This is a genomic window from Flavobacterium sp. HSC-61S13 (assembly GCF_024171535.1).
Taxonomy (GTDB): domain Bacteria; phylum Bacteroidota; class Bacteroidia; order Flavobacteriales; family Flavobacteriaceae; genus Flavobacterium.
The window spans coordinates 69587-92837 of the sequence record NZ_JALJZV010000002.1 but is presented as its reverse complement, the minus strand read 5'-3'; the positions used below and the strand labels follow the sequence as shown (position 1 = coordinate 92837).

Below are 23251 nucleotides of genomic sequence, written 5' to 3'. Positions count from 1 at the left end.
CTAATAATCAAAGGTCTATGGTGTTGTGGCGAGGTATGTTGATTTGCTTACTGATTTTACATTTAAAAAGATATTCGGTTCCGAGCCAAACAAAGAGCTGTTGACGTCTTTGCTCCATGCCGTTTTTAGAGGACAGAAGCACTTAAAAGAAGTGGTGTATGATAAAAATGAGTATGTGGGTGATTCTAAGGATATGGGGACGGTCATTTTTGATTTGACGTGTACGGCTAAAGATGGTTCTAAATATATCATTGAAGTACAACGAAGCAATCAATACAATTTAAAAAAGCGTATGTTGTATTATAGCAGCAGATTAATAGCAGATCAAGCGCCGAAGGAAGATAGGAAGAAGTGGAATTTTAGAATCCCACAAATATGCGTTGTAGCGATTATAGACGGTTTTGTAATATCAGATTCAAAATCGGGTCATGTGCATGATGTTTGCTTGTGTAATAAGGATAGCGGTGCTGTTTTTTATACGGGATTGGAATTCGTTTATTTGGAGTTAGATCTTTTCTTAAAGCGACCCGAGGACTTAGACGGAGATTTGGATCGGTGGTTGTATGTACTTAAGCATCTGTCCAAATTGAATCATCTACCAGATTTTTTGAATCATACGGTATTTGAAAGAGTATTTGATTTAGCGGAATTTACTAATTTAACCAAAGAAGAACAGTTTATGTATAATACAGAAGTAAAAAGAAGAAGAGATCAAGAGAATACAACGTATTATCAGATTAATGAAGCCAAGAAAAAAGCTAGAAAAGAAGCTAGAAAAGAAGTGAAAGAGGCTAGAAAAGAAGCAAAAGAAGATGGATTAGTAGCAAGAAGAGAAGGTAGAGCAGAAGGAAAGCTAGAAGGAAAGCTAGAAGTTAAAACGGAGATTGTACGAAATTTACTGAGTAAGTATGATTTTACAGACATGCAAATCTGCGATATAGCTGAGGTGACCTTGGATTTTGTGACGGAAGTGCGAAAGAACTTAGGAAACGAATAAAAGAAGAGGATATTGAAATTAAGCGTCGTGTAGAAAATGAAAATGCTCAAACGAAAAACTGATGAACTAAAGAGTTCGCGAAGTGGAATCATTATGAGGGTTCGCTTGTTGTAATAATTTATGGAGATAAAATAGTAATGGCTCAAAGACCATTACTATTTATCATAAACTTCCTAAGAATTTAATTTTGCAGCAGCGGCTAGCACCACGTCGCGTAATCCATCCTTGTATGTTATCATTTTATTTCTTAATGCCTCGTCTTGGCTTCCCAAAATTTGAACGGCTAATAAACCAGCATTTTTAGCACCATTTAAAGCTACAGTAGCTACAGGAACGCCACCAGGCATTTGTAAAATAGACAAAACACTATCCCATCCATCAATCGAATTACTCGATTTTACAGGAACGCCTATTACTGGTAGTGGAGACATTGATGCTACCATTCCCGGTAAATGTGCCGCGCCACCAGCGCCTGCAATGATGACATTAAAGCCTCTCAAATGTGCTTGAGATGAAAAGTCTACCAATTTTTCTGGTGTGCGGTGTGCAGATACGATATCTACCACTACCTCAATTCCAAATTCTTTAATGATGTCTATGGCATCTTGCATCACCGGCATATCCGAAATGCTTCCCATTACTACAGCTATTTTCATAATATTATATTTCTTTATTTCAAAGCTACTTTGGGCGTTTCCCTTCGGGTCGGGCTGTTCGCTATATCTTTGTTTTTGCTTGCGCTAAACCAAAGGATGTCGCTACTATCCCTAACGCAGTAGGTGTGTTAATTCAATATGCTTGTTAAACTACAAGCTGATGACCTCGATGGTTTCTTTTACGACCTGTGCAATTTTACGCGCCTCAACCATATCGGTATTGACGATAGTTACATGTCCCATTTTTCTAAACGGACGTGTTTCGCGCTTGCCATAAATATGGGGGGTAACGCCATCTATCTGAAGAATTTTCTCCATATTTTTATAATGAACATCACCTTGATATCCTTCGGCTCCTACTAAATTGACCATAATACCAGCGACCTTACTGTCGGTGTTTCCCAAAGGTAAGTTTAAGATGGCACGCAAGTGTTGCTCAAATTGAGAGGTGTAACTGGCTTCAATAGAATAATGTCCGGAATTATGCGGACGAGGTGCTACTTCATTGACCAAAATTTCATCGTCAGCGGTTTGAAACATTTCTACTGCTAAAAGTCCCACGTGATTGAATTTCTCTGAAACTTTTAGGGCAATAGCACGGGCTCTATCGGCTACTTCTGCATCAATTCGAGCCGGGCAAATTACATATTCGACTTGATTGGCTTCGGGATGAAATTCCATTTCAACCACTGGATAAGTTTTTATTTCACCAGCAGCGCTACGAGCAACGATAACGGCCAATTCGTTTTTAAACGGAATCATGACCTCCGCAATACATTCCACATTGGGCAATCCTTGCAAATCTACTAGCGATCGCACTACTTTAACACCATTGCCGTCGTAGCCAAACTGAGCGCACTTCCATACAAAGGGCATGGAGATTTGTTGGTCTTCAACTTGCTTTTGTAAATCTTCTAGGCGGTCAAATCGCGTGTATGGCGCTGTTGGAATTTGATGCAACGTATAAAAATCTTTTTGTTTACCTTTATGTTGTATTTGACGTAAAGTTTTTGGAGACGGATACACCAATAATCCTTCGCTTTCTAATTGATCTAAAGCATCCAAATTCACGTTTTCAATTTCGATAGTCAATACGGAAACTTTTTTTCCAAACTGATAAACCGTTTCATAATCCATCAAGTCTCCTTGGAAAAATTGATGTGCACCATATTGAGCTGGAGCTTCCGAACTCGGGTCTAAAATGAACGTAGCGATATCGAACTTACGAGCGTCAGCAAGCAACATTTTGCCCAGTTGTCCACCCCCTAAAATTCCCAATCTAAAATCAGAAGAAAAATAATTCATAGTATTGTCTGTTGTTGTGTGTTTTTGCAAAGATAATTTAAAATACTCATACCGTAAATGCCTAAAGCTGGTTTACTGCTTTTTCTATACAGAGCGGAAATGGCGGCGTACAAACTTTTCAGAACGTCTTTGGAACGAAGGTTTGCTGCTAGCGTACCTCTGATCTATAATCGATCGACTGATTTCAAGCAGTTCGGGATATGTTGCACTCAATTCGCTTAGAATATCTAAAGCATAACATTGAGTGGCGATCTTGGTTTCTGAAATCAGCCATTCCAAAGCGCAATCCATGATTAATTGTTCTTGAGGTGGCTTTAAGGTAAATTCAGAAGACGACACCAATAGGAAAGCGATTTTTGCCATGGGGCGTTTAGCGCTTTCGTGTTTGATACTGCTGAGGCATTGGCAAAAAGGGTCTATATGCGGGTGGAGTAACTGAGGTTGGTCGGCTATAACTAACTCGAGAATCCAACAGGCTTGGTGGTTGTTTGTAAAAGCGCTGTCCATAGCCATTTCAAATAGCATATCGACATAACCGGGTTCCGATAAAACCAGGTTTTTAAGTGCCGTTCTACTTTCTAATAAGGCAGAGCAAGATTCAAGTCGGCTGCGTAATAGTGATGCCATTCGTTTTGTAATAAAATTAAATACAGTACAAATAAAAAACATAAATCTGTAATTCTTTGCGTGGAATTTAAATTTTCGCTTCATATTTATTATATTTGCGAATTGAACAATTATGTCCCCATGGAAATCCAAGTTTTAGATAAAACCTTTGTGCCTTTTATTTCGGGTTCCGAAATTCAAGACCGATTAAAGGAACTGGCTCAGCAAATTCAAGCCGATATGCAAGGTGAAGTACCGGTGTTTATTGGTGTACTCAACGGTTCTTTTATGGTTGTTTCAGACTTGATGAAACATTATTCTGGAGCTTGCGAAATGAGTTTTATCAAAATGGCTTCGTATATTGGGACGCAATCGTCCAATCAGGTCAACCAATTATTGGGTTTGGATATCGATATTACCGATAGACGGATCATAGTGGTGGAGGATATAGTAGATACAGGTAATACGTTGGTAGCTTTAAAAGAGCTTTTTGAACAACACAGACCTAAGGAAATTAAAATATTTACGTTGTGTTTAAAACCGGAAGCGTATACCAAGTCAATTCCCTTGGATTACGTAGGTTTTGAAATTGCCAATAAATTTATTGTAGGTTATGGAATGGACTACGATAAACACGGGAGAAACATACCAGAAATATATCAAATTAAATAAAAACATACACGATACAAGAATATGATAACGATAGTTTTATTTGGAAAGCCCGGTGCAGGGAAAGGTACTCAAGCTGCTTTTTTAAAAGAAAAATATAATTTAATGCACATTTCTACAGGAGATGTGTTTCGTTTTAATTTAAAAAACAATACGCCACTAGGAGAAAAAGCCAAGACTTTTATCGACAATGGGGAGTTGGTTCCAGATGAAATCACTATCGATATGTTGCGTGATGAGGTAGAAAAAAATCAGGATTGCAATGGATTTTTATTTGATGGATTTCCAAGAACAATTAAACAGGCTGAGGCGTTAGATGAGTTGTTACTTTCTAAAGATTGGGATTTAACGGCTACGATTGCTCTTGAAGCTGATGACAATATTTTGGTGCAACGCATTTTAGAACGCGGAAAAACCAGTGGCCGTTCTGATGATCAAGATGAATTGAAAATCAGAAATCGCTACGCAGAGTATAACGAAAAAACGGCACCGTTAATCGATTATTACAAAGCTAAAAACAAATATCATGCTGTAAACGGTATTGGAACTATTGAAGAAATCACTCAGCGTTTAAGCCAAGTGATTGATCAGCTTTAGTGAAATTCAAATACCTTATTGCGATTACCCATACTTTTTTGCTGAAAATAAATTAAATTTGCAGTCGGAAACACAAGTTTAGTCCACTTGAAAAACGCTCTAAGAGATGTTACAACGGAACTATAATTAAAAATAATACAAGGAAAGATGACTGAAGGGAATTTTGTCGATTACGTAAAAATATATGTTGCTTCAGGTAAGGGAGGTAAAGGATCTACACATTTACACAGAGAGAAATTTATTGAAAAAGGAGGCCCAGATGGTGGTGATGGAGGAAGAGGAGGTCACGTTTATGTAGTAGGAAATGAAGGTTTGTGGACCTTGTTTCACCTCAAGTTTGCTCGTCATATCAAAGCCGGTCACGGTGGCGATGGTGGTGGATCTAGAAGTACCGGTTCTGACGGTCAAGACAGATATATTGAAGTGCCTTTGGGTACGGTAGTAAAAGACAAAGAAACCGGAGAAGTGCTGTTTGAAATAACGGATCACGGTGAAAAGAGAATTATCGCACAAGGAGGTAAAGGAGGTTTGGGTAACTGGCACTTTAGAAGTTCTACCAACCAAACGCCAAGATACTCTCAACCGGGTTTGCCATCAGAAGAAATGGATATCATTTTGGAATTAAAAGTTTTGGCAGATGTCGGATTAGTAGGTTTTCCTAATGCAGGAAAATCGACCTTGTTGTCTGTATTAACTTCGGCAAAACCAAAAATTGCGGATTATCCTTTTACCACTTTAAAACCCAATTTGGGAATTGTGGCCTATAGAGATTTTCAATCTTTTGTAATAGCTGATATACCTGGGATTATTGAGGGAGCAGCGGAAGGAAAAGGATTGGGACATTATTTTTTAAGACATATAGAACGAAATTCAACCTTATTGTTTTTAGTGCCTGCCGATGCGGAAGACATTAAAAAAGAATATGAGATCTTATTGGATGAGTTGAGGCGTTACAATCCAGAAATGTTAGATAAAGATAGGTTGTTGGTGGTTTCCAAATCAGATATGTTAGATGAGGAATTAAAAACCGAGCTTAAAGCGCAGTTGGATAACGAATTAAAAGGAGTGCCTTATATGTTTATCTCCTCTATAGCTCAACAAGGACTTACGGAGTTGAAAGATACTTTGTGGAAGATGTTAAATGCAGAAGTGAAATAATACAAAAAAAAGTCTTGCCCCCAGCAAGACTTTTTTTGTACATAAATTTTTGTTAAGACTGTAATATAATCTCTATTTCTTTTAATATTCCTCAAGCAAGGCTTTTCTACATTGGCGGAAAAACCTATCTTCGCGCTTATAACATACTATAATTAATTATGAAAAAAATTATTTTATTCTTAACCGTAGCTTTATTGGCACTTCCAGTTCAACTGAGAGCTAATGAAGGAATGTGGTTTTTGATGTTTATTGAACGTCTGAACCAACGAGATATGGAAAAGATGGGTCTTCAGTTAACTGCTGAAGAAATTTACAGCATCAATAACAGTTCTTTAAAAGATGCGATTGTTCAATTTGATGGAGGTTGTACTGCTGAGATCGTTTCTAGTCAAGGATTGGTTTTGACCAATCACCACTGTGGATATGATAAAATTGCAGAATTAGCTACACCACAAGATGATATTTTAACCAATGGATTTTGGGCAAAAACAAAAGCTGATGAGCGTAAGCCTAAAGCTTTATCGGTGCGTTTCTTTGTGAGAATGGACGATGTAAGTAAAAGAATTCTTTCTCAAGTAAATGATGCAATGTCTGAAGTTGAAAGAGAGAAAGTGATCAATCAAGAGATTGCAAAAATCCAAAAAGAAAATGATGAAGGTGGGAAATACACCGTTTCAGTAAAATCATTTTTTCAAGGTAATGAATATTATTATTTCGTATATCAAGATTATAACGATGTTCGTTTGGTAGGTACACCTCCAAACAGTATTGGTAAATTTGGTGGTGATACGGATAACTGGGAGTGGCCTCGTCACACTGGTGACTTTTCATTATTCCGCGTATACGCAGATAAAGATGGTAATCCGGCAGAATATTCTACGTCAAATGTACCCTTAAAACCAAAACACCATTTACCAGTTTCTGTAACGGGAATTAAAGAAGGTGATTTCTCTATGATTTTGGGTTATCCAGGTAGAACCAACCGTTGGATGCCGGCACAAGGTATCGAGCAAAATGTGAAATTTGCTTATCCAGCTTGGGTTGAAGGATCTAAATTGGGTATGGACGTGATGAAGAAATACATGGATCAAGATCCTGCAGTTCGTTTACATTATGCTTCTAAATACGCTGGTGTTGCCAATTACTGGAAAAACCGCCAAGGGATGATTGATGCTTTAGGTGAACACAAAACTGCTGCAACTAAAGATAAATCGGAAGCTGTATTTAATAAATGGGCAAATAAAAAAGAAAATAAAGCAAAATACGGAAACGTAGTGGCTAACATCAATGCTTATTACGCGGCTACCAATGAAAAAGCACGTCATGATAATTATTTGATGACCATATTGCGTACATCGGCTATGGCTGCGGCGCCTTATCGTTTAGCGAGTGCTTTTGAAAAATATGCTACATCAACTGAAGCAGTTCGTGCGGAAATGCTACCTAAATTAAAAGAAGTAGTTGAAGCTACTTATGGAGAGTTCTATGAACCATTAGAAAGAGAAATGTTGGGAGCGCAATTAAAACTGTACGCAACAAAATCTACTGGATATGAAATCGCACCGTATATTGCGGAACTAGGAAAAGCGAATAACAATGACTTTACTGCAGTTGTTAATAAAGCTTTTGATAGCAGTATTTTTGGTTCAAAAGCGAAAGCAGAAGCTTTCTTAGCTAAGCCAGATGCAGCAGCTTTGAAAAATGATGAGTTGGTGAAAATTTCAACAGCACTTTTAAATAAATATAGAGAGCAACCTGAAAACGTAGCCGCTTTGGAAAATGATTACCAAAAATCATATCGTTTATTGGTTGATGGAATTCGTAAATCAAATCCAAACGGGAAATACTACCCAGATGCTAATTCTACTTTGCGTTTGACTTATGGAAAGGTGATTGACCTTCCAAGAGGTAACAAGGTTAACGATGCTGATGAAAATTGGTATACTACTTTAAAAGGAACTATTGCGAAAAATATTCCTGGGGATGACGAGTTTGAAGTTCCACAGAAATTAATTGACCTTTACAATGCAAAAGATTATGGAATCTATGCTGATAAAAAAGGACATATGCCTGTAAACTTTTTAACAGACCATGATATTACTGGAGGAAACTCAGGTTCACCAGTATTGAATGCAAAAGGAGAACTAATTGGTTTAGCGTTTGATGGAAATATCGAGGCTATGGCTGGAGATGTTATTTATGATGCTAAATTGCAAAGAACAATCAACGTGGATATCCGTTACGTATTGTTTATTATCGACAAGTTTGCTGATGCCAAACACATTGTTGATGAAATGACTTTAGTGACCAAATAAATCACGATTACATAAAGTGTCAAAAGCCGTTCTATACAGAGCGGCTTTTGTCGTTTATAGGATTAACATATCGCATTTTTAGGACTGGCGCTATATTTAGAAAACGCTAATCTTGGGCTTGTTTAAATAAAATAGTACTTTTGTGCTCATATAAAATAATAATGAAAAAGTACGTCGGTTTACTTTTAGTACTGTTGGTTTTAAGTTGTTCTTCGAGTGATCAACCCGTTACCTCTTTTTATTATTGGAAAACTATTTTTAAGTTAACCACCATAGAAAAAGAGGTGCTTCAGGAAAATGGGGTTAGTAAATTGTATATGAGGTATTTCGATATCGCTTTGCGCGATAGTGCGCCGATTCCGCTTTCTCCGATTCGTTTTGAAGATAAGACCACTCCATTTCAAATTGTTCCCGTAATTTATATCAAAAATGAGGTTATGCTCGCTGAGCAAGTTGACGTAGTTCAATTGGCAGATCAAACTTTGAGCATGATTGGTAAAATCAATACAATTAATCATATTGAAATCGAAGAAGTTCAAATTGATTGTGACTGGACTTTAAAAAGCAAAGATCAATTTATGGCTTATATCGATGCGTTGCGTCAGAGGGCGAATTTAAAAATATCAGCCACTATACGTTTGCATCAAATCAAATATTATAAAGAAACGGGTGTGCCCAATGTTGATCACGGTGTGTTGATGTACTATAATATGGGGCAAATAGCCAGTGATGATCTTAATTCCATCTACGACGAGCAAATTGCAGCTCGATATATTAAAAGCCTTGCCAATTATCCTTTATCGCTCGATGTAGCTTTGCCTATTTTTGGTTGGGGAGTTCATATTCGCAATCAAAAAGTGATCGGATTGATTCCTAAAATAAATGAAGAGCAATTGTTGGCGACTGTAAAAACTACTTTAAAAAGTAAAAACCGTTTTGAGGTCAACGAGGATATTATCGCTTTTGGTACTTATTTTAAACAAGGCGATCAAGTCAAGATCGAATCCGTGTCCAAGGCGGATTTAAAAAAGATGGTTTCAACTATTAAAAAAAATCTTAAAACCGTTCCCAAGGAGATTATTTATTACGACTTGGATTCGATAAATTTAAAAAACTATTCTAATGAAAAAGAATTTTATAAAAAAGTTAGTAGCGGGTTTTAGTCTTTCAGCCTTGGTTTCTGCGGGTGTTATCTATGCTTGTGGAGGGGGGGATTATTGGGGCTATGATTACAGCTCTAGTTTTGCGCCGGAGGTCTATGCAGATCCGAGTTATCGCCCTTTGTTTTTTTCGAGTGAAGAGCAGTTCTACGGCATTGGGTATTTAGAAGATGGGATTGGACGTTTTAATACAAATATCACTCAAGATTGGAACGGCTATCTAAAAGGGGTAATGAGCGTTGAAGATATCAATTATTTGTTGCTGGATAAAAATGCCGGCGATGATATTAGTGATCTGTATACCTCCGTAGAGAAAAAGAAGAAAAATACGGTACGTCCAAGTGTAGATATCAAAGAGCCCAAAGTGAAAAACTTTATTAAGTTCCTCGCTGATGCAAAACGGGTGGAGGCATATTCAACGACCTCTTACAATTATTGGGAGTATGAAGAAACGGCGATACCTGTAGCCTCCAAAAGTATCGGTGTGGATTTAGAGAAAAAGTATCAGGGAATCTCGCGCGATGAATTTTTAAAAAACCGGTATTGGTTCCAAACGATGAAAGCTTATTTTTATGGTGAGGATAAAAATGATTTGATTCGATTTTTTGATGCGACCGCAGAGCAGCAACCTAAGAATTTATTGTATTACCGCGGTTTGGCTTATGTAGCTGGAGCGCATTATCGCGCTAAGGAATATGCGAAATCCAATTATTTATACAGTATAGTATTTGATAAAAGTCCAGAGTTGCGTACGGTTACGGCCTATAGTTTTAGACCGCAGCAGCAAGCGGATTTTGACCAATCCTTAAACTTGGCGAAAACGGCCGATGAAAAAGTAGCCTTATGGGCGATGTTGGGCTACTATACCAACGAGCGAAAAGCTATAGAGGAGATTTACAAGTTGAATCCCAATAGCGTGCATTTGGAGTTTTTATTAACCCGTTTGGTCAATATTGAAGAGAGTAAGTTGAATACCTATTATTCCGATTTAAAAGCGCCAAAGGCCTATCGTTCGGAACTCAAAAATAAATTGGATTCCAATGCTTTAAGCTTGGTAAAGAAAATAGCTAAGGAAGAGAAAACGACCAAGCCATATCTGTGGCATTTGGCCAATGGTTACTTGTCGATTTACAATCAAGAATATGATTTCGCTAAAAGGGAATTTGACTTGGTAGAAAAAACTGCTCCTAAGTCAGAACTGGCATCCAATCAGCTGCGTTTATTGCGTTTGATCAATCAATTGAGTGCAACGGACAAGATAGATAGTAAAACAGATAAAGGTCTAGTAGCGGAGCTTAGATGGTTAAATTTAACCGTACCGAGTCAAATGGTTGATGACGGGGTGTTTCGATATAGTTATGCTTTGGATTGGAGTAGAAAATATGTGGCTTCTTTATATGAAGCACAGAAAGATAAGGTGATGGCGGAATTGTTCTCACCGACGAAAGAATACTATTACAAAGCTGCGGATTTGGAAGCGATGAAAACCTTGATGCGCAAAGGGAGTTTAAACGAATGGGAAAAATTAGGAATGAGTATTTACCGCATTAAGTTGGAGGATATCAATGAATTTCAGGCCATTCAGTTAACCTATGCCAACCGCATTCCGGAAGCGATTTCGTTTATGGAACAGGTCGACAGTATTGCTGTATTACAAGGAAATCCTTTTAATGGAAAAATCAAAGATTGTAACGATTGCGATCATGTTGCGGTTCAGAAAGTCAAATACAGCAAATTGGATTTTTTAAAGAAAATGCAAGAGATGCAAGCGAATATCGCTGCGGGGAGAGATGTTTATAACAATGCTTTATTGTTGGGAAATGCGTTCTACAACTTAAGTTACTTTGGTAACGCACGCGTGTTCTATGACAATCCAATTGTGGACGAATATGGGAACTACATTTCAAAGCTTAACCAACAGCGTTTGCACAGCAATAAAAACGCAAATAGTTATTATCAAATGGCGCTAAAAGCGGCTACAAATGATGAACAACGTGCGCGCTGTACCTATATGATGACTAAATGTGAGCGAAATGCTTTCTATACCGATAAATATTATACCGACAATAATTATTACGGTTATCCTTCGGTAAATTTTATCGCGTTTAACGGTTATAAGCAATTGGAGGCAAAGTATTCGAATACCAATTTTTACAATGAAGTGATTAATGAATGTGGGTATTTTAGAAAGTATTTGGAAAACTAGTTAAAAGGCAAATTAATACAATCTGATCAGTAGAAAAATTTTATCACAAAAATAAAAGTGTAAATTTACCCATTGGAATTAATCTACAAAAAAAGAAAAAGATGCGAATACATTTTATCGCAATAGGTGGAAGTGCTATGCACAATTTGGCATTGGCTTTACACGCTAAAGGAGAGCAAGTGTCTGGTAGTGATGATGCTATTTTTGAACCTTCCAAGTCCCGATTGCAATCCAAAGGATTATTGCCTCAAGAGATGGGTTGGAATGCAGAAAAAATAACAACTGATATAGAGGCGGTTATTTTGGGTATGCACGCCAAGCCGGATAATCCAGAATTGCTTAAAGCACAAAAATTGGGATTGAAGATTTACTCCTATCCCGAGTTTATATACGAACATGCCAAACAAAAAACACGAGTGGTTATTGGCGGGTCACACGGTAAAACCACCATTACTTCCATGGTTCTTCACGTATTGAATTACCACGGTATTGCTGTAGATTACTTAGTGGGAGCTCAATTGGAAGGATTTGATCGTATGGTGCATCTGACTGAGGAAAACGACTTCATTCTTTTGGAAGGCGATGAGTATTTATCGTCACCGACAGATTTACGTCCGAAATTCCATTTATACCAGCCGAATATTGCTTTGATTAGTGGAATTGCTTGGGATCATATCAATGTTTTTCCAACTTTTGAGAACTATGTCGATCAATTTAGGATTTTTATAGATAAAATTACTAATGGTGGAATTTTGGTTTACAACGAAGAAGATCCCATTGTTGCTCAATTGGTAGAAGAAGCGGCCAAACCCATCCGAAAACTACCATACGGAACGCCAAAATATACCATTGAAAATGGAAAAACATTTTTAGAAACTCCCGAAGGCCCCATGCCTTTAGAAATTTTTGGAGCTCATAATTTGAGTAATCTGAATGGTGCGAAATGGATTTGTCAGAATATGGGGGTTGACGAAGAAGATTTTTATGAGGCCATTGGTTCTTTCAAAGGAGCTTCCAAAAGATTGGAGAAAATTGCCGAAAGCGATACGACTGTAATTTATAAAGACTTTGCACATTCACCGAGTAAGGTGATCGCTACAACCCAAGCGGTGAAGCAACAATTTCCAACTCGCAAATTGATTGCTTGTTTGGAATTACATACTTACAGCAGTTTAAATGCCGATTTCCTAAGTGAATACGAAGGAGCTTTAAATGCTGCAGACCAAGCAGTGGTGTTTTACTCCCCGGAGGCGGTTCAAATTAAACGATTGGATGCGATTTCAAATCAACAAATGGAACAGGCTTTTAAAAGAGAAGGATTAGTGACTTATACCGATTCTAACCAGTTTAAAAGTTTTGTAAGTCAGTTGGATTTAGACAATAGTGTATTGTTGTTTATGAGCTCCGGGAATTACGGAGGGATTGATTTAAATGAGTTGTTTAGCGGTATAAAATAAGCTGTCTTTGAGGTTTAGAATAGACAGGTTGAATTTCAATAAAAAGCCCTTGTGAAATTAATTTTGCAAGGGCTTTGTCATTGTGAACCCTATAAGGATTGTGATTTTTCTCCATTTTATACTTTGTCGATAGATGTTAAAAAATAAAAACGAACTTATAATGCACTAGGAATTGAAAGGCTTTTTATATATTAGTGTATATGTAATCAGTTAGTTATGGATATTTATAGTAGTACGTCAATAAAAACATGGGCCGAAGATGACAAGCCCCGAGAGAAGTTAATATTAAAGGGCAAGGCAGCATTGAGTGATGCAGAATTGTTAGCAATATTGTTGCGATCGGGAAATAAAGAAGAGAGTGCTGTTGATTTAAGTAAACGGATTTTAAATGAGTACGGTAATAAATTGAGTAATTTATCCAAACGAAGTTTAAAACAATTATTGCTTTTTAAAGGAATTGGTCAAGCTAAGGCCTTGTCGATAGTTGCGGCACTAGAATTGGGGCAACGACGGCAAATTGAAATCGGACAGTTATGTCCCAAAATAGAATCGAGTCGTATGGTTTTTGATTTGATGCAGCCGGTGATTGGTGCATTAAACTATGAGGAGTTTTGGATTTTGTTGCTCAACAACTCCAACAAGGTGATTCACCAACAGAAATTGAGTACAGGCGGAATCACGGGGACGGTAGTTGACGTTCGAATATTGTTTAAGATCGCCATAGAGCATCAGGCTATTGCAATGATACTATGTCACAATCACCCTTCGGGGCATTTAACACCGAGTGATACGGATATGCGTATTACTAAAAAGATCAAACAGGCCGGTTTGTTATTTGATATCATGGTATTAGATCACTTAATCGTTACGGAGAAGGCTTATTATAGCTTTGCCGATGAAAACCTTCTGTGAGGTTTGTGTGGGAGTGCGAATTTGATTAATTTTGACTTTTAAAAAAGACGAGATGCCTATAAAGTTTGAGAATAAAACCGATATTTTTTTTGATTTAGATCATACATTATGGGATTTTGAACGCAATTCTGCTATGGCCTTTAAAACGGTATTAGCACCTTATAAGGTTCCTTTCACTATCGAGGAGTTTTTGCATTTCTATGTAGGTATCAATGAAGATTATTGGGAGCGTTACAGCTTAAATCAGATCAGTCAATCCGAACTTCGCTTTGGTAGATTAAGCGATACTTTTAAAGCCCTGTCGTATACAGCGCCTTCGGTTTTTGTTGAAGACATCGCACAACAGTATATTGAGATGTTGCCACAATATAATCACTTGTATGATGGGACATTTGAGTTGCTAGACTATTTGCTACCACACTATAATCTTCATGTTATAACGAATGGTTTTCATGTGGTTCAAGAGCTTAAAATACGTAATTCGAAGCTCGATAATTATTTTAAAACCGTGACCAATTCCGAAATGGCGGGGGTCAAAAAACCGGATCCGAAGATTTTTAATTATGCATTAGATTTGGCAAAAACCACCGCTCAAGGCAGTGTTATGATTGGGGATAATCTAATAGCGGATATTGAAGGAGCTCAAAAAGCGGGAATTGACACTATTTATTTTAATGAGCACAAAAAAGCGGTTCGTCCAGAACTAGTCCAAGTGCATACTTTGACGCAAATCAAGCAATTACTCTAATTTTTTTGATACATTAGTATGCCTATTCGCCCATAAGTCTATCAGCATTTAAAGCCTATATGCACATGCGCACATACGCGAATACGCATACTCAAGTATAGGTACATCTGCATTTAAAGTCTATATGCCCATTCGCAGATACGCGAATTCGCACACCCAAGTATAGGCACAACTACGTATCAGCACCTAAAAGCCTATATGCACATACGCGAATTCGCACACTCAAGTATAGGCATATCTGTGTATTAGCATCTAAAGCCTATCTGCCCATTCGCAGATGCGCGTATCATCGTATCTGCGTATCCGCATATCTGCGTATAGACGTATCCGCTTAATATCGATACTTCAGTTGCCATCTGTTTTTCAAAAATTCGCGAGTTCCTTTTTCTCGGGCGTTATCTCCAGGTTCGTAGAAGGTAGTTCCGCTGATTTCTGTAGGTAGAAATTCCTGAGTAACGAAATTATTGGTGTAGTCGTGAGCATACTTATAGTCTTCTCCATATCCGAGTTCTTTCATCAATTTAGTTGGGGCATTGCGCAAGTGAATGGGGATGGGTAAGTCACCGGTTTGTTTAACGGTTTGTTGTGCTTTTGCTATGGCTAAATAAGTAGAATTGCTCTTTGGTGATGTGGCTAGATACACGGTGCATTGGCTCAAAAGAATTCTGCTCTCGGGGTTTCCTATAACCGATACGGCTTGGAAGATATTATTAGCCATAATCAAGGCTGTTGGATTGGCGTTCCCGATATCTTCGGAAGCTGAAATCAATAAACGTCGTGCGATAAACTTAACGTCTTCACCGCCTTCGATCATGCGAGCCAACCAATATAGCGCACCATTGGGGTCACTCCCGCGTATGGATTTGATAAAAGCGGAGATGATGTCGTAATGCTGTTCGCCTGTTTTGTCGTACAACACCGTGGTTTTTTGCACGATTTTCATCACCTTGTCATTGGTGATTTCGATGTCTTCAGCGTCTTGTGAGTTGACGATTAATTCAAAAGTATTCAGTAATTTTCTTCCATCTCCACCGGAAATTCGAAAGAGAGCTTCGGTTTCGGTTAAGGTAATTTTCTTTTTTTGGAGGATTACATCTTGACGAATGGCACGTTCTAATAGTGCTTGCAGATCGGCTTTGGTAAACGGATTTAAGGTGTATACTTGACAGCGCGATAAAAGTGCTGGAATCACCTCAAAACTAGGGTTTTCGGTGGTAGCGCCAATTAGGGTGATCCATCCTCGTTCGACAGCACCTAATAGGGAGTCTTGTTGTGATTTGCTGAAGCGATGAATCTCATCGATAAACAATATCGGATTTCGAGCGGTAAAAATGCCCGTATTTCGCTTGGCTTTTTCAATCACTTCTCTAACGTCTTTAACTCCTGCATTAATAGCACTTAACGCATAGAAGGGGCGATCGCTCACTTTGGCAATGATTTCTGCTAGAGTCGTTTTACCGGTGCCAGGAGTTCCCCAAAAGATGATTGAAGGGATGATTCCTCTTTTTATCTGTTGCGTAAGGGCTCCTGTTGGTCCAACTAAATGGTCTTGTCCAATGTACTGAGAGAGATCTTGTGGTCGAATGCGTTCTGCTAATGGAATTTGCATGGTTTTACACGTTTAGGCGGATGATTGAAAGACCTTAGATAGACGTAAAGCATGCTGCTTTTGCCCTGTTGTAAGGAAGAGGCAAGTTACGATTTAACCGTAAATTTATTTCGGTTTTACGGATATATTTAGTGGTATACAATCTTGATCTGCTTTAGAATGTTTATATTCGTCTCTCTATTTAAAAAAATGAACACAAAACATTTCCACTATCTACTGCAACTTTTGATACTGCCTTTGCTATTCGTATTAGTGATGTGGGGAATGTATTGGCTGGATTGGAATTATTTTTTGGAACTGTATGAATGGGGAATTTATCCGAGGTCGTTTCACGGTTTGATCGGAATAATAACTAGCCCTTTTATACATGGTAGTGTAAAACACTTATACAACAATTCCATTACGATTTTTGTTTTGTTGATTGCGCTGCAGTATTTTTATAAAACTCAAATGTGGCGGGTGTTGTTTTGGGGTGTTTTATTATCTGGGTTTGGAACGTGGTTAATAGGTCGGGAGAGTTACCATATTGGCGCGAGTGGATTGATTTATGTATTGGTTAGTTTTATGTTTTTTAAGGGTGTACAAACGCGTTATTATCGTTTGGTAGCACTGTCTATGACGGTAATAGTACTGTATGGGGGTATGTTTTGGTATATGTTTCCTGATATTGAAGAGGGAATCTCTTGGGAAGGGCATTTGAGTGGTTTTATCGCGGGCATTATTTTGTGTTATACTTTGGAAGTACCGGATTATAATCGAATCTATAAGTATGATTGGCAAAAGCCGGATTTTGATCCAGCAGCGGATCCTTTTATGAAGCATTTTGATGAAAATGGTAATTTCTCACCACCACCACCAGTACCACAAATTCCGGAAGAGGAAAAACAACCAGTAAGCGACACGTATTTCCAGTGTAATTATTCGGTGGTATATCATTTAAAAGAAAAAGAAAATGACGAGAATGAATTGTAGGGCGTTATTCGTGAGTCGTTGTTCGTGAGTCGTTGTTCGTGAGTCGTTGTTCGTGAGTCGTTGTTCGTGAGTCGTTGTTCGTGAGTCGTTGTTCGTGAGTCGATTTTCGATCAGATCACTGATTACCGATCACAAAAAAAAGGGGCTGTATCTTAATTCGATACAGCCCCTTTTCTTGAGTTTAAAAAATTATCTTCTTTGACGAATGGCTTCATAAAGAAATGCGCCACAGGCAACAGATACGTTTAGTGAAGCGATTGCGCTAGACATGGGTAGTTTAGCACTTTCATCTATTATTTTAAGGACAGAAGGGTTGATTCCGCGTTCTTCACTACCCATAACAATGGCTAAAGGCGTGTTTAATTCTACGTCATAAATTTCTTTTTCAGCTTTTTCGGTAGCGCCTATGGTTTTAACGCCTGAACTTTGCAGGTAAAAGATGGCATCTTTGATGTGATCTACTTTACAAATTGGAATATTAAAAACGGCCCCTGCGGAAGTTTTAACCGTATCTCCATTTACGGGAGCAGCTCCATTTTTAGAGATGATGATTCCATCGACACCACAACACGCAGCTGTACGGATAATGGCTCCAAAGTTACGAGCATCGGAAATTTGATCTAGAATCAAAAAGAGTGGATTCGGCTTGGCTTCTAAAACTCCTTCAATAAGAGGTTCTAGTCCAACAAAGCTAATCGGAGCAATTGATGCAACGGCGCCTTGGTGGTTTTTAGGAGTTAAACGATTGAGTTTTTCAACCGGTACGTATGAAAAGTTGATGTTGTTTTTTCTCAAAGATTTAAGCAAGTCACTCATTAGCTCTCCTTGAGCTTCTTTTTGAATAAAAACTTTATCGATGTCTTTTCCCGCTTCTACAGCTTCTAAAATGGCTCTAATACCAAATATTTGATTCTCTTTTTCCATAGTGCAAATATATAAAAAAAACCAACGCTGTAGTGGTGCTTTGTAAAAGGATAATTGGAATCGATTTGGGGTAATTACTCTCGAATTATTTTAGGGATTAAAATATGGAAGAGGCTGGTGGGGAGCTGGCCTCTTCCTGACAAAAATATCCTTGATACTAACTAATTCAATTCTTGTCCCAAAAGAGTTTAGTAGCCTGAGTATCTCCGCCAATGGCGGTAGCTGCCTGGGCGTTATTCGCTTTGTTTAGATTTCTTTCACGTACGGGATAAGTATATCTGTTGGGGATCGGCAGTCCTGTTGCAGCGGCTATATTGAGTTGAGGAGCGTCTAGTCTTCTATAGACGGTCCAGGCATCCAGGCCTTTATTGTATAAGGCAAGGTAGTATTGCAAGCCAATTTTTTGTTTCCAAGTTCCTTCTGCAGTTTGGTAATTGACGCTGGTTTGAGCTAAATATTCGTCAGCCTCCACAGGGGTATTGCCCCAAAATTCAAACGAAGCTCTAATAGCGGATTCGTAGAGGGATTCTGCGCTTTCGCTGGTGTTAATTCCCCTTTCACTAGCTTCAGCTAGCATAAACAATACTTCGGTATAGTCTAGCAGTGTTCCTGGGTAATTAGCCTGGTGTAGGGTGCTGGAGATTTGGGTGTGGTTGGCATAAGAGGTGGCGCTTCCATATTCGCCGCCTAGAAATATTCCATCACCTAAGTTTTGTCGAAAATATTTCGCTCGTCTAGGGTCGTTGAGTGTATTCATATAATCTACGATGGTGTTGGCTGCGACAAAATCGGTTCGACCGCTTTGCACCAGGTCTACCCATAAAGGATTGGTATTTGGAATTGCTCCTGGGTAATTTAAGGTAAAATTATCTGCTTGTGAGCTAAAAACGCCTGTTGCTATGGCGTTGTTAATTGTTGTGTGGGCTAAATCGGGGTCCACGTCTGCTAGGTTGAGCCCTAGTTTTAATTGTAAGGAAGCTCCGAATTTTTTCCATTTGGCAATATCTCCGTGATATATAATGTCTTCGCTTAAAAAGCCCTGTGCTGTAACATCGAGGTCGTTGGTTGCAGCAAGGGCTCTTTTTATCAAATCGTTATAAATGGTTTTGGCGTCATCGTATTTTGGAGCGGCTAATTCTGTTCCCATTAGTGCTTCAGTGTAGGGAATATCGCCAAAAGTATCGACTAGAGATTGCCATGCTTGAACTTGTAGTAATTCGACAATCGCTATTTGATTTTTTTTATTCAAATCCGTAGTTCCTATCTCGTCGGGAATGGTTCTTTTGGCATCTTCTAAGTCATAGAGTACTCTGGTGTTGAGTTCATTCCAGAAGCGGTCGTTAATAGCTCTGGTTTCTAGATCGTAATTGCTTTCTTGAGTATAGGTGGTTTCGTTCCAGTATTGCGCTACCAGCCTAAAGATGTTATTGTTGACATTGGTACTGTGTAGGCGTGCGATGTAGCTGGTTATGGCTGAGGTGACCAAATAATCTGATGGTACCTTTTCCGGTTTAACGTCGTCGTGATTTAAAGCGTCGTAATGTTCATTGGAACAGGAGGATAAAATGCTTAGAAGTAATAAGCTTAATAGTATTTTTTTCATCTTTTAGGGTATTAGAATTGAACTTTTAAACTGGCTCCTATCTCTCTAATAGTTGGATGGGCTCCAGATTGATAGCCTTGAATATTTCCAGAACTTAAACCGGCTTCAGGATCGGCGTAGGGGATGTTTTTGTGAATAATCCATAGATTTCTACCGATTGCGGCTATCGTCAGTTTTTTTATAAAGATATTCTCTATCAATTTTTGTGGAAAATCATAGGATAGGGTGACATTTCTTAATTTCACATAAGAAGCGTCGTAAACGTGTGCTTGCCTTGGTGCTGTGTTGCTAAGGTATCCCCACGGATTATTGGTCCCATCGCCTCGGTCGGCACGGATGCGTATATCATTGGGTGTTCCGTCTTCTTTGACTCCTTGGAGGATTACACCGCCGCCTTGTTCCAAACTATTTCGCACGGGATTCCCGAGGTCGTTTAATCCCGAGGTGAAATTGTCATAAAGTCCTGTTGTAAAACCGTAGTAGGTATCTAAAGAGAAAATACTTCCTCCTTTTTGCATATCAATCAAGAAACTTAAGTGGAGATTTTTATAGCTAATGGAATTTCTAATTCCACCATTCCAATCGGGGTTCATATTTCCGATAACAGTAGTTGTCGGGCTGTGTAGGTATTGTCCGTTTTGTCCGACAATGCGTTCACCGTTGTCGTGGTACACATAGCCGGTTCCGCGGATAACACCGTAGGGTTCTCCCGTTTGAGCTCCAATCGATATACCACCTTGAACGCTAGCGAGCTGTAAGTAGCCGCCGATACCGTCGGCTAGTGCTAAAACTTCGTTTCTATTGCGGGCAAAATTCAACCCGATTTTCCAATTAAAATTCGTTGTTCGAATAGGTGTAATATTAAGATTGGCTTCAAATCCTTTGTTGACCATATCACCTGCATTCATCCAAACAGCTAAGGCGCCAGTCGAACTCGATACATCTACAGGGGTAATCAAGTCTTTAGTCGTACGATTGTAGTAGGAGAGTTCCAGCGATAAGCGGTTGTTCCAGGTAGCCATTTCTGCTCCGAACTCATATTCATTCATCATTTCTGGTCGTAGCGCCTTATTGAGAAAAGTGTTGGGGTTTTTGGCGGAATAGGCATCGTCAAAAGAAGCATTTAAGGTGTAGGTATTGTGTAGATTAAATAAATCGGTATCGTTCCCTACTTGAGCGTAATTGGCTCGTAATTTTCCAAAATTGATAAAGGAACTATCGAATAACTCAGAGAATATAAAACTTCCCGAAACGGATGGGTACCAATAACGGTTTTGTACTTCGCTGGATAGTGTAGATGAACGGTCGGTTCTAATACTACCGTCCAAGTAGAGCAAGTGATATAGTCCGATACTGGCGCGAGCATATAGTCCATCCACCTTCTTTGTGCCTCTAAATTGCACGATATCGTCGGGAGTTAGGGGATTGATTGAATTGGCCAAGCTGTAGATTTCAGGGAGCTTTAGCCCGCCGTTGGTTTTTTGATTATTGCGATCGATTTGTTCAACTCTTAGGTTCCATCCTAAATTCGCATCCAGTGTAATGTCTTCATTGATGTCTTTTTTAACATTGACAATTAAGTCGTAGTTGTTTTCTGATACAGATTGCTTAAACAAGGTATATTCTCCGAAACTACCTGCGGAGCCTATAGCGGTTCGGCCCTCGCGTGTTTCGTCATAATTGTCAAAGGTATACCTACCGATGATATGGATCCACGGGTTCAAAGCATAGTTTAAATCGATGTTTCCAGTATAGCGATTTCTAGAATCGGTTTGGAAATTTTTGTATCGGGTAAAATAGAAGTTATCGGTATATATGGGTTTGGTATTTTCAGTATCATAGATGTTCCAGCTGGCATTGCTGTGATTGGTGGCGAAATAGGCTTCCTTTTGTTCCTTCATATCGACATTGGTTTGCCACCACTGGCGAAAACCTTGCATGGGATTAAGTCCGTCGTAACCCGTTCCAACTCTTCCTAATCCACTGGTGTTAGTATAGGTTATGGTTGCCGACGAGCGTAATTTTTCAGTAATTTGATGGCTTGCACTTAGATTAAGGCTGTTTCTTTTTAGTCGACTGTTTACGAGATTTCCTTCCGTGGTGTTGTTGGTGAGTCCCAAGCGATAGGAACTGTTGTCGGTGTTTCCGGAAATTGCTAGGGAGTTGACGTAGATTTGAGAGGTTCCCCAAACGGAATTGGGATCGTTTTTAGCAGCTACCCATGGGGTTGTTTTTCCATAAGTGGACATACCGGGAAAGAAGGCATTCCATTGATATACCATTAGATTAGGATCGAAGGCAGCGCCGAAAGATGCATCTTCCCCAAACTGTACCACATAATCTGGAATACCATTACCATTGATGTCTTCGCCGGTAAAATAAGGATTATTCGGGTTGGGATTTTCGTTAGGAGTTAAGGGGCGGTATCCCGCGCCATATTTCTTTTGGTATTTGGGTAGGGTTTGTTTGTCTGCGGTTCCGATCATGAGGGAGGAGTTGAACTCGACTGCGGTTCCTTTATTTTTATGGTCAGTTCCTTTTTTGGTTGTTATCATAATCACACCGTTTTGTCCTCTTGATCCATAAAGGGCTGTAGCAGCCGCACCTTTTAAAACGTTCAAGGTGGCTATGTCATCTGGATTGATATCTGAAGCAGCATTTCCATAATCATAACCCCCGCGACCCGTTGTTTGTGCAACGCTATTGTAAGTCTTGTTGTTGATGGGGATTCCGTCGATGACTACAAGGGCCTGGTTGTCTCCTGTCAACGAGCTAAAGCCTCGAATAATCATGTTACTCGAGCCGCCCATAGTTCCGGAGGACTTAATAGATAACCCTGCAATTTCGCCATATAAGGCATCGGCAAAGTTTCTTATAGGTGTTTCGGACAGGGTTTGTCCAGTGATTTGTTGGGTGGAATAGCCTAAGGATTTTTTCTCTCGAGTGATGCCTAGTGCGGTTACTACTACTCCTTCGAGTTCAACCACATCCTCTTCTAAGGTAACATCGAGTCTAGCAGTGGTGATTCTGTGTTCTTGAGTTTTCATTCCCAGGAAGCTAAATTCAATAAGGGCTCCGAGTTGGACTTTTAATATGTAGCTGCCATCTAAGTCGGTTTGAGTGGCAGTTTGTGATTGTTTGTTTTGTACTGTAACTCCAGGAAGAGGGAACCCATGGGGGTCTTTTACAGTTCCTGAAACGCTGATTTCTTGAGCCTGAATAGTTGTAATCGTGGTGAGTACAGCTATCCAGATATAAAACAATTCTTTTTTCATAATCTATGGGTTGTTTGAAAAGCATAGCGTAAAAAATGAGATCTTTTTGACTTTAAAACATGCTTTTAACGGTTTTTTTTAT

At 38.9% G+C, this 23251-nt stretch carries 18 protein-coding genes; 11 read left to right on the top strand and 7 right to left on the bottom strand.

All coding sequences use genetic code 11. The features are described from left to right. Positions 1-25: 25 nt before the first annotated feature. Complete coding sequence (locus L1275_RS02785) at positions 26-997, top strand: Rpn family recombination-promoting nuclease/putative transposase (protein ID WP_253469415.1); 972 nt, start codon at positions 26-28, stop codon at positions 995-997. A 173-nt stretch (positions 998-1170) separates the two neighbouring features. Here the strand turns inward: L1275_RS02785 and purE are convergent, their stop codons facing one another. The 3 genes from purE to L1275_RS02770 all read right to left on the bottom strand — a co-directional run bounded on the left by purE (position 1171) and on the right by L1275_RS02770 (position 3585). Further along, on the bottom strand, positions 1171-1653 hold the full coding sequence (gene purE / locus L1275_RS02780; protein WP_253469413.1) for a 5-(carboxyamino)imidazole ribonucleotide mutase: 483 nt from the start codon (positions 1651-1653) through the stop codon (positions 1171-1173). 150 nt (positions 1654-1803) lie between these two features. Further along, positions 1804-2958, bottom strand: a complete 1155-nt coding sequence (locus L1275_RS02775; protein ID WP_253469411.1) for a 5-(carboxyamino)imidazole ribonucleotide synthase — start codon at positions 2956-2958, stop codon at positions 1804-1806. 84 nt (positions 2959-3042) lie between these two features. Then, positions 3043-3585, bottom strand: a complete 543-nt coding sequence (locus tag L1275_RS02770; RefSeq protein ID WP_253469409.1) for a hypothetical protein — start codon at positions 3583-3585, stop codon at positions 3043-3045. A gap of 120 nt (positions 3586-3705) precedes the next feature. On the opposite strand from L1275_RS02770, the gene hpt reads away from it, so the two are divergent. From hpt to L1275_RS02725, 9 genes are all read left to right on the top strand, one after another. Beyond that, positions 3706-4236 (top strand): hypoxanthine phosphoribosyltransferase, encoded by a 531-nt coding sequence (gene hpt / locus L1275_RS02765; RefSeq protein WP_253469407.1) that lies wholly within the window; start codon positions 3706-3708, stop codon positions 4234-4236. Between the two features lie 21 nt (positions 4237-4257). Beyond that, positions 4258-4830 (top strand): adenylate kinase, encoded by a 573-nt coding sequence (locus L1275_RS02760; protein ID WP_253469406.1) that lies wholly within the window; start codon positions 4258-4260, stop codon positions 4828-4830. 147 nt (positions 4831-4977) lie between these two features. After that, positions 4978-5988 carry a GTPase ObgE gene (gene obgE, locus L1275_RS02755; protein WP_253469404.1) on the top strand — a complete coding sequence of 337 codons (1011 nt, stop codon included), beginning with the start codon at positions 4978-4980 and terminating at the stop codon, positions 5986-5988. Between the two features lie 158 nt (positions 5989-6146). Further along, a complete protein-coding gene (locus tag L1275_RS02750; RefSeq protein ID WP_253469402.1) occupies positions 6147-8303 on the top strand; it encodes a S46 family peptidase in 2157 nt (718 codons plus the stop codon). Between the two features lie 161 nt (positions 8304-8464). Next, entirely contained in the window at positions 8465-9466 is a 1002-nt protein-coding gene (locus L1275_RS02745; RefSeq protein WP_253469400.1) for a hypothetical protein, read from the top strand. Continuing rightward, entirely contained in the window at positions 9426-11669 is a 2244-nt protein-coding gene (locus L1275_RS02740; protein ID WP_253469398.1) for a hypothetical protein, read from the top strand. The genes L1275_RS02745 and L1275_RS02740 overlap by 41 nt, the downstream gene beginning before the upstream one ends. A gap of 101 nt (positions 11670-11770) precedes the next feature. Then, positions 11771-13126, top strand: a complete 1356-nt coding sequence (murC, locus tag L1275_RS02735; protein WP_253469396.1) for a UDP-N-acetylmuramate--L-alanine ligase — start codon at positions 11771-11773, stop codon at positions 13124-13126. Positions 13127-13342: 216 nt separating this feature from the next. Next, positions 13343-14038 (top strand): DNA repair protein RadC, encoded by a 696-nt coding sequence (gene radC, locus L1275_RS02730; protein ID WP_253469394.1) that lies wholly within the window; start codon positions 13343-13345, stop codon positions 14036-14038. A 52-nt stretch (positions 14039-14090) separates the two neighbouring features. After that, positions 14091-14786 (top strand): YjjG family noncanonical pyrimidine nucleotidase, encoded by a 696-nt coding sequence (locus L1275_RS02725; RefSeq protein WP_253469392.1) that lies wholly within the window; start codon positions 14091-14093, stop codon positions 14784-14786. A 331-nt stretch (positions 14787-15117) separates the two neighbouring features. On the opposite strand, the gene L1275_RS02720 is transcribed toward L1275_RS02725, so the two are convergent. Further along, a complete protein-coding gene (locus L1275_RS02720; protein ID WP_253469390.1) occupies positions 15118-16395 on the bottom strand; it encodes a replication-associated recombination protein A in 1278 nt (425 codons plus the stop codon). A 189-nt stretch (positions 16396-16584) separates the two neighbouring features. On the opposite strand from L1275_RS02720, the gene L1275_RS02715 reads away from it, so the two are divergent. Beyond that, positions 16585-17367: a rhomboid family intramembrane serine protease gene (locus tag L1275_RS02715; protein WP_253469388.1), complete on the top strand. Its 783-nt coding sequence runs from the start codon at positions 16585-16587 to the stop codon at positions 17365-17367. Positions 17368-17556: 189 nt separating this feature from the next. Here the strand turns inward: L1275_RS02715 and rlmB are convergent, their stop codons facing one another. The 3 genes from rlmB to L1275_RS02700 all read right to left on the bottom strand — a co-directional run bounded on the left by rlmB (position 17557) and on the right by L1275_RS02700 (position 23169). Continuing rightward, complete coding sequence (gene rlmB / locus L1275_RS02710) at positions 17557-18291, bottom strand: 23S rRNA (guanosine(2251)-2'-O)-methyltransferase RlmB (RefSeq protein WP_253469386.1); 735 nt, start codon at positions 18289-18291, stop codon at positions 17557-17559. A gap of 166 nt (positions 18292-18457) precedes the next feature. After that, on the bottom strand, positions 18458-19894 hold the full coding sequence (locus L1275_RS02705; protein ID WP_253469384.1) for a SusD/RagB family nutrient-binding outer membrane lipoprotein: 1437 nt from the start codon (positions 19892-19894) through the stop codon (positions 18458-18460). Positions 19895-19905: 11 nt separating this feature from the next. Beyond that, positions 19906-23169 (bottom strand): SusC/RagA family TonB-linked outer membrane protein, encoded by a 3264-nt coding sequence (locus L1275_RS02700; protein WP_253469382.1) that lies wholly within the window; start codon positions 23167-23169, stop codon positions 19906-19908. Positions 23170-23251: the final 82 nt, after the last annotated feature.

Excerpts from the sequence above, each read along its gene's own strand:
- purE (WP_253469413.1), bottom strand. The coding sequence starts at position 1,653 with ATGAAAATAGCTGTAGTAATGGGAAGCATTTCGGATATGCCGGTGATG.
- L1275_RS02775 (WP_253469411.1), bottom strand. The coding sequence starts at position 2,958 with ATGAATTATTTTTCTTCTGATTTTAGATTGGGAATTTTAGGGGGTGGA.
- L1275_RS02770 (WP_253469409.1), bottom strand. The coding sequence starts at position 3,585 with ATGGCATCACTATTACGCAGCCGACTTGAATCTTGCTCTGCCTTATTA.
- hpt (WP_253469407.1), top strand. The coding sequence starts at position 3,706 with ATGGAAATCCAAGTTTTAGATAAAACCTTTGTGCCTTTTATTTCGGGT.
- L1275_RS02760 (WP_253469406.1), top strand. The coding sequence starts at position 4,258 with ATGATAACGATAGTTTTATTTGGAAAGCCCGGTGCAGGGAAAGGTACT.
- obgE (WP_253469404.1), top strand. The coding sequence starts at position 4,978 with ATGACTGAAGGGAATTTTGTCGATTACGTAAAAATATATGTTGCTTCA.
- L1275_RS02750 (WP_253469402.1), top strand. The coding sequence starts at position 6,147 with ATGAAAAAAATTATTTTATTCTTAACCGTAGCTTTATTGGCACTTCCA.
- L1275_RS02745 (WP_253469400.1), top strand. The coding sequence starts at position 8,465 with ATGAAAAAGTACGTCGGTTTACTTTTAGTACTGTTGGTTTTAAGTTGT.
- L1275_RS02740 (WP_253469398.1), top strand. The coding sequence starts at position 9,426 with ATGAAAAAGAATTTTATAAAAAAGTTAGTAGCGGGTTTTAGTCTTTCA.
- murC (WP_253469396.1), top strand. The coding sequence starts at position 11,771 with ATGCGAATACATTTTATCGCAATAGGTGGAAGTGCTATGCACAATTTG.
- radC (WP_253469394.1), top strand. The coding sequence starts at position 13,343 with ATGGATATTTATAGTAGTACGTCAATAAAAACATGGGCCGAAGATGAC.
- L1275_RS02725 (WP_253469392.1), top strand. The coding sequence starts at position 14,091 with ATGCCTATAAAGTTTGAGAATAAAACCGATATTTTTTTTGATTTAGAT.
- L1275_RS02720 (WP_253469390.1), bottom strand. The coding sequence starts at position 16,395 with ATGCAAATTCCATTAGCAGAACGCATTCGACCACAAGATCTCTCTCAG.
- L1275_RS02715 (WP_253469388.1), top strand. The coding sequence starts at position 16,585 with ATGAACACAAAACATTTCCACTATCTACTGCAACTTTTGATACTGCCT.
- rlmB (WP_253469386.1), bottom strand. The coding sequence starts at position 18,291 with ATGGAAAAAGAGAATCAAATATTTGGTATTAGAGCCATTTTAGAAGCT.
- L1275_RS02705 (WP_253469384.1), bottom strand. The coding sequence starts at position 19,894 with ATGAAAAAAATACTATTAAGCTTATTACTTCTAAGCATTTTATCCTCC.
- L1275_RS02700 (WP_253469382.1), bottom strand. The coding sequence starts at position 23,169 with ATGAAAAAAGAATTGTTTTATATCTGGATAGCTGTACTCACCACGATT.